Annotated in this window: 9 protein-coding genes and 2 pseudogenes; 4 read left to right on the top strand and 7 right to left on the bottom strand. The window is 62.4% G+C overall.

What is annotated here, in order from left to right; genetic code table 11:
• Window positions 1–16: 16 nt before the first annotated feature.
• Together B5V02_RS16505 and B5V02_RS16500 are read right to left on the bottom strand one after the other, a co-directional pair.
• Window positions 17–240: pseudogene (locus B5V02_RS16505) on the bottom strand (IS30 family transposase); the annotation flags it as partial.
• 69 nt (window positions 241–309) lie between these two features.
• Window positions 310–3,666, bottom strand: coding sequence for an adenylate/guanylate cyclase domain-containing protein (locus B5V02_RS16500; RefSeq protein ID WP_111545168.1), 3,357 nt, complete (start codon window positions 3,664–3,666; stop codon window positions 310–312).
• A 595-nt stretch (window positions 3,667–4,261) separates the two neighbouring features.
• Here B5V02_RS16500 and B5V02_RS16495 point away from each other — a divergent pair.
• Together B5V02_RS16495 and B5V02_RS41550 are read left to right on the top strand one after the other, a co-directional pair.
• Window positions 4,262–5,695, top strand: a complete 1,434-nt coding sequence (locus B5V02_RS16495; protein ID WP_111545167.1) for a LuxR C-terminal-related transcriptional regulator — start codon at window positions 4,262–4,264, stop codon at window positions 5,693–5,695.
• A gap of 37 nt (window positions 5,696–5,732) precedes the next feature.
• Window positions 5,733–5,856 (top strand): annotated as a pseudogene (locus B5V02_RS41550) (IS110 family transposase); the annotation flags it as partial.
• Window positions 5,857–6,249: 393 nt separating this feature from the next.
• Here the strand turns inward: B5V02_RS41550 and B5V02_RS16490 are convergent.
• Window positions 6,250–7,689 carry a LuxR C-terminal-related transcriptional regulator gene (locus tag B5V02_RS16490; protein WP_111545166.1) on the bottom strand — a complete coding sequence of 480 codons (1,440 nt, stop codon included), beginning with the start codon at window positions 7,687–7,689 and terminating at the stop codon, window positions 6,250–6,252.
• Window positions 7,690–7,942: 253 nt separating this feature from the next.
• Between B5V02_RS16490 and B5V02_RS16485 the strand changes: the two genes are divergently transcribed.
• Complete coding sequence (locus tag B5V02_RS16485) at window positions 7,943–8,149, top strand: hypothetical protein (RefSeq protein WP_146606077.1); 207 nt, start codon at window positions 7,943–7,945, stop codon at window positions 8,147–8,149.
• Between the two features lie 51 nt (window positions 8,150–8,200).
• Window positions 8,201–9,088, top strand: a complete 888-nt coding sequence (locus B5V02_RS16480) for a DMT family transporter (RefSeq protein ID WP_111545447.1) — start codon at window positions 8,201–8,203, stop codon at window positions 9,086–9,088.
• Between the two features lie 216 nt (window positions 9,089–9,304).
• Here the strand turns inward: B5V02_RS16480 and B5V02_RS16475 are convergent, their stop codons facing one another.
• From B5V02_RS16475 to B5V02_RS16460, 4 genes are all read right to left on the bottom strand, one after another.
• A complete protein-coding gene (locus tag B5V02_RS16475; RefSeq protein WP_111545164.1) occupies window positions 9,305–10,708 on the bottom strand; it encodes an MATE family efflux transporter in 1,404 nt (467 codons plus the stop codon).
• A gap of 169 nt (window positions 10,709–10,877) precedes the next feature.
• Window positions 10,878–12,464 (bottom strand): FGGY-family carbohydrate kinase, encoded by a 1,587-nt coding sequence (locus B5V02_RS16470; RefSeq protein ID WP_111545163.1) that lies wholly within the window; start codon window positions 12,462–12,464, stop codon window positions 10,878–10,880.
• Window positions 12,461–13,144, bottom strand: coding sequence for an HAD family hydrolase (locus B5V02_RS16465; protein ID WP_111545162.1), 684 nt, complete (start codon window positions 13,142–13,144; stop codon window positions 12,461–12,463). Before B5V02_RS16465 ends, B5V02_RS16470 begins: the two co-directional genes overlap by 4 nt.
• Window positions 13,145–13,158: 14 nt before the next feature.
• Entirely contained in the window at window positions 13,159–14,637 is a 1,479-nt protein-coding gene (locus tag B5V02_RS16460; protein WP_111545161.1) for a mannitol dehydrogenase family protein, read from the bottom strand.
• Window positions 14,638–14,708 lie beyond the last annotated feature (71 nt).

Genomic DNA, 14,708 nt, shown 5'->3' with positions numbered 1-14,708 from the left:
CCTTTGGGCGGCGGGTTCAACCGATCGCTGCAACACACTCAGCGAACTTCTCCGCTGGGTCTTATAGAGCAAGGTCTTTCTGGGGCGTTCGTTGAGCTGCCGCGCGATGGCGCTGAGCTTAGCCTGGCTATGCAAGGACAGGTCGGTGCCACGCGGTAGATATTGGCGCAGCAATCGGTTGGTGTCTTCGTTGGAGCCGCGCTGCCATGGCGACCGAGGGTCGCAAAAGTAGACCTCAACGTTAGTGGCCAGGGTCAGTCGCTGATGCTCGGCGTGCTCGGTTTGATCTTGGTGCTTCTGAAAGTGCATCTATCTAAATTGATCGAGTAGTTCCTTTGCTTCGACGAGGTCGCGCGTATCGAGACCTTCGGTAAACCAAGCATATACTGGAGTCAGCAGGTCGCGAGCCTCTCCGTCTCGGTCCCGAGCGTGGCACAGCCGCGCGAGGCTAAGAGCCGCCCGCAACTCCAGCGATTTCGTGCCTTGGTCACAGGCTAGGATCAGGGCCTTTCGGAACCAGCTTTCGGCGGTATCATCTTGGGGATTTTGCTGGAGCAGGAGTTCACCCTTGGTGCGGAACAGCTCAGGCACAAGATGTTTCGAACCGAACTCTGCGACGATATTCAACGCCCTATCCAATAGAGGCAGCCCTTCGCTTGCCCCACCACACTCGCCGCAGGCCCGCGCCAGAACACAGAGGTTGTGTTGCAAGCCAGCTCCCGCACCCATCGCTGTGATAGCTGCAAGTCCCTCGCGCATCTCCCGGATGCCCTCCACCCAATGCCCCTCCTCAGCGAGCGCCCAGCCGAGTTGGAATCTGCCCTCGGACATCTCGCGCCGCAGGCCGAATTCCTTTGACAGCGCGATTGATTTGTCTAGATAGCGGCGCCCTTCGGCGGGTTCGCGCCGCAAGAGATGAAGGTCGGTCAAGATCGACTGCGCCATCGCCATCGTAAAGGGATGAGATACTCGTTCGGCCAAGGTTACGGCTTCTTGGCAACGGACAAGGGCTTGGTCAGGATAACCGCGAAGCCAAAGCATCAGCGCAGAAAAGTTCCTGCAGCAGACGCCTGGGTCGTGTCCGGTATAGATGTAAGTCAAGCGATGATCCCGATCGGGATCGTAGGTCGCGATACCATAATCTAAATGGTGTTCGGCGGCAGTGTAGTCTCCGATGTAGTATTTGGTGGCCCATTGCCGATGATGTGCCTCGATGAGTAGGGCCTGGTGGCCGGATGCCCGCGCGAGATCCAGGCACTGAAGGCCGAGTTCGTCAGCGGCGGGCAAATTGCCGGAAATCATGTGGTACGAGGCTTCACCACAGAGCGCGACGAACAACTGGTCCGTGTCACCCAGTTTCTCGGCAAGCGTACGGGCTTCGGAGAAGGCCTGCAGGACCTCCGGCGCTGCAAAGCCCCTGGTTGCCATCATGGTCACGCCCAAAGCCGTCTGGAGATGAATCTCCTGTCGCAGGCGACTCTCTGCGTCCGGCAAGGACGCAACCAATTCGAGTCCCTTGCCTAAGTTGGCAATCGCCTCAGGATGGGCCGATCGCTTCAGGGCTTGTTGGCCAGCCTTCAGCCAAAAGTCGACGGCTTGCTGAGGAAGGCCGCCGGCAGCGTAGTGGTACGCCAGCGTCTCAGGTTCGGCCTCGACGATCTCGCGGAACTGCGCCTCCAGCTCTGACGCGATGCTGGCGTGGATGTGTTGCCGCCGGCTTTTCAGCAGGCTCTGATAGGCAGTGTCCTGGACCAATGCATGCTTGAACGTGTAGGTCGCCTCGGGCGGGACGCCGCGCCGAAAAACGAGTTCGGACTTTTCAAGTTGCTGCAGGATGCCCTCGAGCCGGGCATTATCGTAGCCGGTCACAGCAGCCAGCAGACGATGCTGGAAGACACGGCCGATGCAGGCGCCGATCTGTGCCACCTCCTTGACCGGAGCGAGCCGGTCGAGGCGGGCCATCAACGAATCGTGCAGCGTCGACGGGATCGCAAGGAAGGGCAACGTCCGCGACAGGACATAGTGGTCGCCTTCATCGGTAAGGAGGCCGGACTCGAGAACAGTCTTCGTCAGTTCTTCGACGAATAGGGGCACGCCCTCGGTCTTGGCCAGAATTTGGTTTCTAACGTCGGTGGGCAGCATCTTGCCACCAGCCACCCGGTCGACGATCGCTGATCCCTGACCGTGATCAAGGCGTCTAAGCGATACCGCGGTGACGTACGATAGCGGCGTCCACCGTGGCTTGAACTCAGGGCGGAAGGTGATGATGAGAAGAACCGGCACGCTTTGTAGGCCGTCGATCAGCATGTCGAGCCATTCGCTGGTCGTCGGGTCGATCCAATGGGCATCCTCGATAATCATCAGAACCGGCTGTCGCGCCGCGAATCCTTCGAGTAGTTGGAGCAGGGTTGTCAGCGTACGTGATTTACGCGCCTGCGGTGTCAGCTTCAGGGGCGCATAGCGGCCAAGGGTGTCGATCGACAGCAACTCCGCCAACAATGGTACCGTTTCGGCAATGTCGGGGACAGCCTGTCCCAACAGAGTCTGGAGCTTGTCGAGCTTCGTCTCCGAACTGTCGCTGCGCACCAGTCCCGCAGCACGCTCGAGCTGCTTGATCACCGGGTAGAGCGCGCTGTTCAGGTGGTAGGGCGAACAGAAATAGCGCAACCGGGCGTGCGGCTCGGCGCTCAATCGCTCTTCCAGCGCGGCTATCAGTCGCGATTTGCCGATGCCCGGTTCACCAGACAGCAATACCGCCTGGCCGTTTCCTGCCCGAGCCTGCTGCCAGCGTTGAAGCAGAAGCTCGAGTTCCTCGGATCGCCCCACCAGAGGCGTCGCAACTCCATGCAGCGCATCAAAGCGCCCCTCCGTGTCGGCCTCGCCGATAATGCGCCAGGCGCGGATGGGAGTTGCGAAGCCCTTGAGCTGGCGGTGGCCGAGATCGATCATGTCGAACAACCCGACGACCAGCCTGTGCGTGCCGCCGGCAATCACGACGGTGTTCGGTTCGGCCAGGGCCTGCATGCGTGCCGCAAGGTTGGGCGTTTCACCGACGACCGCTTCTTCCTGCGCTGACCCTTCGCCAACCAGGTCGCCGACCACGACAAGGCCGGTGGCGATGCCAATGCGGGCTGCAAGAGGTTCGCCCGATGGCGTCGTCTGGCTAGCGGTCGCCGCTGTTGCCGCCAGGCTTGCGCGCACTGCCCGTTCAGCATCGTCTTCATGCGCCCTGGGCCAGCCGAAATAGGCGAGCACGCCATCGCCCATGAGCTTGGCAACAAAACCCTCGTAGCGTGCAATCTCCGCCGACACCGCACTCTGGTAGGCACGGATGACGTCGCGCATTTCCTCCGGATCGAGCCGCTGTGACAGCTCGGTCGACCCCACGAGGTCGATGAACACCACGGTCAGTTGCCGCCGCTCGGCCTCGCGTACAGGCGCCGCTGATCCCGGAGCGGACACGGAACTCGCGGGCGACATGGTGTCGTCGTCCAATGCGGAAATCGCCGCCAGAACCTTGCGACGCGGGCCGACGGGTAGGCCCAGCTCCCTCAGGTCGTCTTCCGTGAGATGCCGAAGTGCATCGAAATCAACTTCGTTCGCGCTGAACGCCTCAATGTACTTGTCGAGCCCAAGGCGGGCCAGCCAAGAGGCGATCTCCGGCATGATGCTAACCTCGCTGGCCGGAAATCTATCACGACCGTCGCGCGCCGGACAGCAACACTCTACAATTCATATCTTCGCTTTCGGAGCAAACACACACCCAAGGTGGCCTAGGCGAATGTCGGCTCGCACCGCTTTTCCGGACCTTCAAGATCGCGAGACTGAACGGCAGCATCGGGTCATGGGCGTGAGTTCGGCTGAGCGGAAGCGAACTTCCGCTAATGGGATGAACCGGCTGCTACGCCGGCGGGTTAGTCTGCAAAGACTGTTGCCCGCGAAGGGAAGGAGAAGCAGTCCATAGAAACCCGAGCAGAGAGCGCAGCGCCGACGACGATCGGCATCGACATCGGCAAGGAGGTCTTTCATATCGTCGGTTTCGACGCCGACGGAAAGATTGCCTTCCGTCGGAAGATCAAACGGCTGGCGCGCAGCCATACGGCGATCCGCGACCCGTTGACGTTCCTGTGGCGATAAATGAACGGTCGCATTGGCGGAAAGCTGCCGTTCAGTTCGGAGTGCAAATGCAGCATTTCGATCATGCAGCCAAGAAAACTGTGCTAAAGTTTCCCGGAATTCTGCTGATCCGATACGTGAAATAATGCTCCAACATGTGGATCCAACAAAGCTGCTGCAAGCGCTTTCCGAGCGTGAGTGGGTCGTTGCCGCCAAGTTCGCCGAGGGTATGTCCTATCGGGAAATTGGCAGGACATTGTTCATATCGCCCGCCACGGTCAGAACGCACTTGTCCACGATCTATCGGAAGCTTGGCGTTTCCAGCAAAACGGCGCTGGCCGCCCTCTTTGCGGATCACCGTTATAAATCCGAACAATCTCTTGCCCATGCTCGATCCGGGCCATCGGTCATGGCCGTCCTACCGTTCGACAACCTTGGCTCGGACGAGCGTTGGAACCGCTTGGCGGACGGCTTGTCGGCGGACATCATTGCCGATCTCGCGCGCTATCCTGACCTTGCCGTCATCTCCCGCCAGACCATGCTTTCATACCGGGGGAGGGGCGGCGACATCCGGTCCATCGGGCGCGAACTGAACGCAGACTATGTCCTTGAGGGAACCCTGCAGGCCGCCGGAGGTCAGATCCGCGTCTCCGTGCAGCTTGCCGATGCCGGCAGCGGAGCCGACCTTTGGTCGGCACGGTACGATCAGTCGGGCGACGACCTGTTCGCGATGCAGGACATGGTCACCGAAAACGTCGTCAACGTTCTGGCCAGTTGCGGCGGGAGACTGGTGAAGTTCCGGCGGGATGTCGTCCGGCGCAAGCCTCCGGCGAATTTGCAGGCATATGATTGCTATCTGCTCGGCGCCGAGCAGCACGACCTCTACACCCGGCTCTCCAACGCGGAAGCAATCCGTCTTCTATCCAAGGCGGTGGAACTCGATCCCGGGCTCTCGCGAGCATGGACCTTGCTCGGACTCGCCTACAGCGTCGGGGCATTCAATGGCTTTATCGGCGACAGGGCCGCTGCAATGCAGCGATTTGCGCAGTGCATGGAAAGGGCGCTGGAGCTTGATCCGGGCGATACCGATGCGCGTCTTTGCATTGCGTCACTTTGGGCTTTGCAGGGAAATTTCGACGCCGCTCTCGATGAGCAGGACCGAATCCTCTCGGCCGCGCCCCACTGCGCCGATAACCTGGCCATGCTCGCGGGAAATCTGGCGTTCGTTGCTGGCGACCCACAGAAGGGCTGCGAACTTGCGAGCCGAGCGATCCGCTACAATTCCCAAGTCTCCTGGTATCATGGAATGCTTGGCCGATGCTGTTTTGTCTCTGGCCAGTACAAGGAATGCCTGACGGCCTTCCATCAGGCTCCGGCCCACTCGCCTGCCACCCTGCTGTTCCAGGCGATGGCCAACGCGCTGATTGGGGATGAGGCCGGGGCGAGCAAGATCGCAAGGCGACTGCGCACCGAGTTCCCCGAGTTCACTCCAGAGGGGTTCATTGTGGGATATCCGGTCACAAATCCTGTGGCCATCACCGCGATCCGGGAAGGCGCAAAGCGGGCGAGTTTGGCCTGAGGTCCAGTGGTTCGGGCGTGCAGGTTTGGATATCTCAATGGAAGAGACATATGTCTGCTGTCTGCGTGCTCGACCGTAAGGGTGCAGTCGTTCACGAAGCGAGGACAATGTCGACGGCTGAGGCGATCATTGTGTCGCTGGCGAAGGCTCCGGCATGCCGGCTCGGCGCGAGGCGATGGACTAGTCACTCCAGTTTCCAGTTTGGGCCAAAGCGGTGAGTTCCGCTGAAGGTCCGCTATTTGGGAGAAAATTTGGGCCTGGAATGTCCGACTAGGGTCAGGTTTTGCCGTTTGAGCCGGCCGCCGGAACGGGCAACTAGCGCCTATATCAGTCATTAAGGTTACCTGTGCCACTGCCTTAAAGCGGATATTACCGGCGACCGCTCTGGAGGCCGCGGGTGCGCCATTTCGAGACGTTTGGACAAACGTACCGCCGTCACCAAAGGCCGCATCCATGATGTTGATATCGATGACCCCTCCAATTTCTTTCACTGCGTTCTGGATCAGCACCGCATAGTCAGCGATCGTCCCGGGTTTTCGGAATTGGGCAAAACCTTAGGGGAGTCTTGCCTGTTCAGCGCCGTGGCGGATGGCAAGCAACGCGTCCGGGTTCTTCACGGGGTAGCCTGCGATGAAGCGTTCGACCGAAAAGCTCGGAAAGTCAGCTTTCAGGCGGGCTGCGATCCTGGCCGCCTCGCCGGTCTCGCCCATGGCCGCATGCGCGAGCGCCAGGAACATCAGCACGTCCGGCGACTCGGGCAAGCTTCTGCGCAGCGCCGCAATGGCCTCCTCATGCCGGTCGGCGGCGAACAGGACGCGGCCCTGCATGCCGAAATACCAGGGCGGGGCCAGTGGGTTGAGGCGCATCGCACGCTCGATGAGCGGGATCGCCTCGGACGGATCGCCGACGACAAGAGCTCTGCATCCGGCCAGCAGCGGCAGTATGCCGGCATGGTGGGAGCCGTATTCGAAAGCGCACCGATACGCACGCTCCGCCCCATCGAGGTCGCCGAGGCATGCCCTGAGATTGACAAGGCAAGCATGGGCGCAGCTGTCGCTCGGGTCGAGCCGCAGCGCCGTTTCGGCCGCGGTCCGCCAGTTCTCGATCGATGTTGGCAGATCGTCTCCGAAGCCGTTGCAGGCCTCGATCGAATAGGCATAAGCGAGTTCGGCCCAAGCGTTGGCGAATGTAGGGTCAAGCTCCAGCGCGCGTGAAAACAGTCGGATTGCCTCTGCAGTGCCGGAGCGGCTGACCGTGGTGTGCTGTTCGATGGCAAGCAGATAGCAGTCATAGGCCCGCAGGCTGGTCGGCGGCTTGCGGCGAACCGCATTGCGGCCGACCGTGGCCAGCGTTCCGTAACTACCGACGAGCACGTTGATGATGCTTTCGGTCAGGTTGTCCTGGAGCGCGAAAATATCCTCGACCGGGCGGTCGTAACGCTCCCTCCACAGGCTGACGCCGTTGCGTGCGTCGGCAAGCTCTATCGTCAATCGAACCCTCTGGTCGTCCGCGCGCAATTGACCCGACACGATATAGGCGACGCCGAGCGCCTTGCCGTCGGCCGCGAAATCGGCGGGCTTGCTGCCCAGCGATTTCATCGTGTGGAAAGCGATGACGGGCAAACCCGCGTATCGTGCTAGGTCGATGGTGATGTCAGACGACAGGCCGTCGGCAAAGCGGCGCCAGCGCTCTTCGGAATTCAGGCATTCGATCGGGAATATGGCGAGCATCGGCGAGGCGTCGGACAAAGGTGGAAGTGCCTCCGGCGGCGCGCCGGAGGCATCGGTAAAGTGCGCCGCGAGCCCGATCTTGTTACGCACCCCAAGTTTTTCGTAGATGGTCGCAAGGTGGGTGCGAACAGTGGTCGGGGCAATGAAAAGCGCCTTGCCGATCTCCCGATAGGTCAGGCCGGCTGCAAATTTTTCCGCGACCGCCCGCTCGCGAGCCGACAGGGCATCGAGCGCCTGAGCTTTCGAAGCATCGCTGGGCAGCATGGTGGACCCCGTCTCTGGAAGAGACCTCCTTCCCTAGCGGAAGAATACTACAAATGCAGTAGGCCGAATACCGCATCTGCCCGATGCCGCCGCAGGCTCACACGGTGCAAGCTTCCCCGACGGAAACAAGCATCAGCCAAAGGGGGGTTCCATGCGTTCTGTATCCATAGTGCTGGCATGCACGGTCTTGGGTTTTTCTGCCCCACCGTCGCCTTCGTTCGCAAGCGGGTGCCGACAGTTGCTGGAGTCAAACGTGAAAATCGCCAGCATGCGTGTGTATGCCGACATCCTGGCCAATGCTGCCCGCAACGGCTGGAACTACACGCCTCAATCGATCGTCAGCGGCTCAAATCGGCATTTCGAGGAGATGAGCCTCCAATTGATCGAAGCCGGTTATGAGATCGTCCCCGTCGGCGCTCGCCCATATTGCAACCAGTTGAACAAGCAGGCCGGCGGTTAGCTAGATCACCGATCCGCCCCTTTGCGGCGCAAGCTTTGCCAGGACATCGATATGTCGAAGGTGCAGGCCAACTGTCTGCTGCTGCTTGCCGCCGCCTTTTGGGGGTTCGGCAACGTCGCGCAGAAGACTGTGCTGGATCATCTCGATCCGTTCAGCGCCGTAGGCATGCGCTGCCTGATCGCGGGACTCTTGGCCGCGCCGCTGATGATGCTCGAACGGGGGAGGAAGCTTGAGCCGGGCTACTGGATGAGTCTTATCAAAGTCAGCGCGCTGTTTTCAATTTCCATTGCCATCCAGCAGGTCTCCTATCTCGGCACTTCGGTCACCAATGCGAGTTTCCTGGTGAGCACGGCAACGGTGATGACCCCTCTTGCGGCGTGGCTCCTGATCGGCGAACGACCGACCGCGGCCGTCGGACTTGCGGCGTGCGTGACGTCGGTCGGCGTGCTGCTTTTGTCCGGCGGATTGACCGCCAGCTTCAGTCAGGGCGATCTCGCAGCGATACTATCGGCCGCATGCTACGCGCTTTGGATGGTCGAACTCGGGCGCCATATGCAGACCCACGGCGCTCCAGTCACTGCCGCCGCCGCTCAATTCCTCGGCGCTGCCGTCATCACCCTGCCGCTTGGCGCCCTTCACGGCAATCTATCGATGGCAGCGATCAGCGACGCGGCTCCAGAACTCGCGGTGCTCGGCATCTTCTCGACCGCGGGCGCCTTCGGCATACAGACGATCGCCCAACGGTTCACGTCCGCCAGCCACGCCGCCGTGATCGTCAGCGCAGAGAGCGTGTTCGGAGCGATTGGCGCGGCCATGTTTCTAGATGAGCGGCTGTCGTCGGTCGGGGCGCTCGGGGCTGCGATCGTACTTGGAGCAATCATCTTGCTGTCGCTGTCAGTGCACAGATCCGAAATTGCCAAGCCAGTGGCGGCAGAGTGAGAAACCATCCCCTTGGCAAATCAAGTGGAGGGGTGGCCATGAGCGACGTAAACAGACCGTCATGGTCTTGGGGATCGAACAAGGGGGGAATGGGAGCGAACCCGTGTTTGGGACTAATGGGACGCTTAGCGGACGTTCGCGGCAGTTCTGAAGGCGCCGTTTTTTGAGCCACAATGTTGGGACATAACGGCCGCCGAACCAGCGGTCGTCTTGCTTTCAATGGCCGAAGGCGAGCGGCGGCGCCAGGCGATCCCGGCGCAGCCAGCGCGCCAGCAGCAGCGCCGCCACCACGGCCAGCCCCGACGACAGGCCGATCCAGATGCCGACGCCATGGAAGCCGAAATGGAAGGCGAGCAGCACGCCGAGCGGCAGGCCGACGCCCCAATAGCCGATCGCGGCGTAGATCATAGGCACCTTGGTGTCGTGCAGGCCGCGCAACATGCCGGCGGCCACCGCCTGCGCGCCGTCGAAGATCTGAAACAGGGCTGCGAAGACCAGGAACGACACGGCAAGCGCGATCACCCTGGCATTGGCCGGGTTGGCGAGATCGATGAAGGCGCTGATCAGGAGATGCGGCCACAGGATCATCACCAGCCCCATCAGCGCCATGAACGAAACGCCGATGACAAAGGCGGTCCAGCCGGCGCGGGAAACGCCTTCCGGATTGCCGGCGCCGTGCGCCAGGCCGACGCGGACCGTCACCGCCTGGTTGAGGCCGAGCGGCACCATGAAGCTGATCGAGGCGATCTGGATGGCGATTGCATGCGCGGCTAATGAATCCGCATCGATCAGGCCCATCAGCAGCGCCGCGGCGTTGAAGATGGTCACCTCGAAGGCGAGGATGCCGGCAATCGGCAAGCCGAGCCGCAGCAGGCCCTTGAAGCGCGGCCAGTCGGCGCGCCAGAAGCGCCCGAACAGATGGTAGCGCCGGAACTTCTTCTCCAGCATCACCACAACCGCCATGCCGCCGAACATCAGCGTGCTGGACAGCGAGGTGGCAAGGCCCGAGCCGGCAATGCCCATCGCCGGCACGCCGAGATTGCCGAACATGAACACCCAGTTGAAGAAGACGTTGCAGGCGACGGCGACGAAGACGATGACCAGCGCCCAGCCCGGCCGCTCCAGCGCCGAGATGAACGAGCGCAGCACGATATAGCCATAGAACGGCAGCACCGCCCATTCGAGCCAGCGCAGATAGATCCCGGCCTGATGTGCAAGCGCGGGTTCCTGGCCCATCGCCAGCAGGATGGCCTCGCCATGCCAAAGCACCAGCCAGATCGGGATTGAGATCAAGATCGCCAGCCACAGGCCCTGGCGCACGGTGCGGCGCAGGTCGCGCACCGAATGGCGGCGGCGGCCAAGCTCGGTGGCCATCATCGGCGAGGTTGCCAGCATCAGGCCGAGCCCGAAGATCAGCGGCATGAAATAGAGGTTGGCGCCAAGCGCGCCGCTGGCCAGCGTATCCGACCCCAGACGACCCATCATCATGACGTCGGTGGTCGTCATCGCGGTCTGGCCGAGATTGGTCAGCACCATCGGCCAGGCGAGCGCCAGTGTCGCCCTGATTTCCTGACGCCAAAGATTTTCCGGCGCGCGAGCGCCGGCTTCGATCGCAGACATTGTTCCGCTCTTTCCAAGTGCGGCACGTCGGGATCGAGCCGGAAGCCGCATTTCAAACGGCAAAACCTTCGGTTTCGCGGCGTTTGCGCCAGCTTTTGGACGAAACGCGACATGAAGGCAAGGGAGGAGGGGCCGGAACAGATTGAGCCAGCGGATAGACCTCAGCGTCCTACCTGATCGCGTCCAGCATCTGCCGCTGCCGGTGCATCTCGAGGAAAACCTTGTAATCGCGGTCGAAACGGCCGGCCGATTTCGGGTTTGACGCGCGCGTCCTGCCGCCCTGTTGCATGGCAAGACAGGCGGCGTTAAGGTCGGGGAAAAGCCCGGCCGCGGTTGCCGCGACCATGCCGGTGCCGAGCAGCACCGCCTCGTCGGCCAGCGGCTCGATCACCGTGCAGCCGGTGGCGTCGGCATAGAGCTCCATCAAGAGCGGGTTCTTGGTGTGGCCTCCGGTGACATGCAGCGTGTCGATCAGGTAGCCATTCTCGTTCAGCGCCTCCAGCACATGCCGCACGCCGAGCGCGATGCCGACGGCGGTACGCCAGTAAAGCTTGCACAGGCTGTCGAAGGAGGAGTCCAGCGTCAGCCCGCTGACCACGCCGACGGCGTGCGGATCGGCGAGCGGCGAACGGTTGCCGTGGAAGTCGGGCAGCACATGCAGCCTTGCTGCGAGCGCCTCGCCTTCGGCGGCGCGCAGTTCGGCGACACGCCTGGCGATCTTGGCATGCATGGCGGCATCCGGCTCGCCGCCGGCGCCGTGCCAGCGGATAACATGGTCGAGCAAGGCGCCGGTGGCGGACTGACCACCTTCCGAGAGCCACAGCTTTGGCAGTGCCGCGCCATAGTAGGGGCCCCAGACCCCGGCGAAGGGCTGTGGATCGGGCGACATCGCCATGACGCAGCTCGACGTGCCGGCGATCAGCGCCAAATGCCGGCCAATGTCCTGTTGGTCGCCGGCAAAGCCGCCGAGCACACCAAGCGCGCCGGCATAGGCATCGATGACGCCGGCGCCGACCCGGCACTTTTCAGTCAGGCCGAGGTCCGCCGCCGCTTGCGCCGTCAGCGGACCGATATCGGTGCCGACCGGACTGGCCCTCTCGGGCAGGTTTCCATGCGCGAAAAGATCGTCGAGGCCGACGATCTCGAAGAAATCGCGGCGCCAGCCAGTCTCTTCATGCGCCAGATAGGTCCATTTGGCGGTCAGCGTGCATTGCGAACGAGCCAGCGATCCGGTCGCCTGCCAGGCCAGGAAATCGGTCAGGTCGAATAAATAGCCGGCTTCATTCCACGTTTCAGGAAGGTTCCGCTTCAGCCACATAAGCTTTGGCGTCGCCATTTCCGGTGACATGACGCCGCCGACATAGTCGAGCACGGCATGGCTACTTGCCGTGCATTCGTCGGCCTCGGCAATGGCGCGGTGGTCGAGCCAGACGATGGTGTCCCAGCGCCTGTCGCCGGTGACCGAGACGCTGAGCTGGCCGCCTTGCCGGTCGCGCACGACCAGCGAACAGGTGGCGTCGAAGGAGATGCCGACGACATCCTCGGCGGCGACGCCGGCTTTTTCCCGCGCCGCACGCACGGCGGTGCAGACAGCCGACCAGATATCGCGCGAATCATGCTCGGCGTGATCGGGCTTCGGCTGATTCATGGCGATCGGCCGCTCGGCGCGGCCGAGCAAGGTGCCCGTGGTGTCGAGAATGCCCGCACGAGCGCTCCCGGTGCCGACATCGACCGCGCAAACGAACTGTTTCGTCAAGATGCTCTTACTCTCGCTCCCAGGCCTGCAATCAGATCGGGCAATTGCAGCATGTCAGCGAATATAAAGTCCGGTTCACTCGACGCAAGCAGCGCTTTCAAGGTCGGGTTGCCGGCATGCGAGCCGCCGGTGAAGGCAAAGACGCGCATGCCCGCCGCCCGCGCAGCAGTGATGCCGGCCGGACTGTCCTCGACGACGAGGCATTTGTGCGGATGGGCTCGCATGCTGGCGGCGGCATGGAGGAATAGATCCGGTGCGGGCTTTCCCCTGGTCACCATCCCGGCGCTGAACAGATGCGGCTCCATCAGTCCAAGCAATCCGGTGACGTCGAGCGCATAGCGGATGCGATCGAGGGTGCCCGAGGACGCGACACAGAACGGCAGCCCAAGCCTCGGCAGCATCTCCTTGACGCCAGGGATCGGCTTCAGCTCTTCGCGAAACCTGCGCATCAGCTCGACGCGCATGTCGGTCAGATGGCTGTCGGTGACATAAAGTCCGAAGTCGCGGCCGAGGATCTCGCGCACGCTTTTCATGCTCTTGCCGAGGAAATGCTCGTAGGCGGCATCCTCGCCAATGCTGCCGCCGGCAAGCCGGATCATGCCAAGCAGCGCCGAGACGGAGAGCGCCTCGCTGTCGACCAGCACGCCATCGCAGTCGAAGATGACCAGTTCAGGCGTCATGGCGTCGAATGGTCTCAGAGCTCGCCGGCGAGGTAGCGCGTCAGCGTCGCGCGCGTGCCATTCGCCCACAGCACGTTGAGCGCATGGGCGAAGGCCTCGACAAACGCCGTGGCGCGGCCGACATCGCCATAGATGTCCTCCATGGCGAGCCAGGCGGCGGGCGCGTCCTTTGCCGCCTTTGCCGTCGCCTGCAGCCGGTCCCAACTCGGGTCGTTGGGCTCGATGACGGCGCCGCTGTCCGTCGTGCCGAAGCAGTAGCGGCACCACAGGGCCGATTCCAGCGCCAGGCCGGCGACGCCTTTTCCGGCCTTCAGCCTGTCGGCGATGGTCGGGATGATGAATTTGGGCTGGCGGTTGGAACCATCGAGGCAAAGCCGGCGCACCGTGTCGCCGATCTTGGGATTGGAGAAGCGGCTCTCGATGAGCTGGTAGTAATCCTCCAGAACCGTGTCCGGCACTGGCGGCACGGTCGGAATGATTTCGTCGTGCTCGAGCTTGTCGAGAAAGCCGCGCACCAGCGGCTCGTGCATCGCCTCATGGACGAAATGGATGTCCATCAGACCGGCCGGATAGGCGATCGTCGCATGGCCGCCATTGAGGATGCGGATCTTCATCAATTCGTAGGGCGCGACGTCTTTGACGAACTGCACGCCGACCTTTTCCAGCGGCGGGCGACCGTCGGTGAAATGGTCTTCCAGCACCCATTGCCGGAACGGCTCGCAGAACACCGGCCAGTTGTCCTCCAGCCCGAACTCGCTGGCCAGAATGCCGCGTTCGCGGTCCGTGGTGGCCGGCGTGATGCGATCGACCATGCCATTTGGAAAGGCGACATGCTCGCTGACCCAGTTTGCCAGATCCTCGTCGATCAGCCGGGCAAGGCCGATGACGCCGTCGGAGGTGACATGGCCGTTGTGAGGAATGTTGTCGCAGGACATGACGGTGAACGGCACGATGCCGTCATCGCGCCGGCGGACCAACCCGGCGAGGATGATGCCGAACACCGTCTTCGGCGTCGCGCTCGGCTGCGCGTCGGCGACGATATCGGGATGGGTCGGGTTGAAGACGCCGGAGGCCGGATCGATGAAATAGCCGCCTTCGGTGATGGTCAGCGAAACGATCTTGATCGCCGGGTCGGCGAGCCGTTCGATGATGCCGGCCGCATCGCCCGGCATCAGGAAGTCGATCATGGCGCCGGTGACGCGGGCGCTCATATGGCCGCTGTCCTGTTCGACCACAGTGGTCAGCCAGTCCTGCTCTTGCAGTTTGCCGCGGCCGATCTTCTCGCCCTCGAACACCCCGGCGCCGACCAGCGCCCAGTCATGGCCGATGCCCGAATTGAACAGGTCGTCGAGATAGACGGCCTGGTGCGAGCGGTGGAAATTGCCGACGCCAAAATGCACGATGCCGGGCTTGAGCGCCGCGCGGTCATATTTCGGACCGGCGACCTTGGCGGGCAGCTTGGCAAGGTTTGAAGACGAGAGTTTCACGGTCATCTGTTTTACCCTTTGGCCGGGCTTCGGCCTTCGTTACTCCCCTCTCTCCCGGTCTTTCACGGGGAGAGGGT

This window comes from Mesorhizobium kowhaii, from assembly GCF_003253745.1.
In the GTDB taxonomy this organism is placed as follows: Bacteria; Pseudomonadota; Alphaproteobacteria; order Rhizobiales; family Rhizobiaceae; genus Mesorhizobium; species Mesorhizobium kowhaii.
The sequence above is the reverse complement of the archived record's forward strand: the minus strand, read 5'-3'. Positions and strand labels throughout refer to the sequence as shown.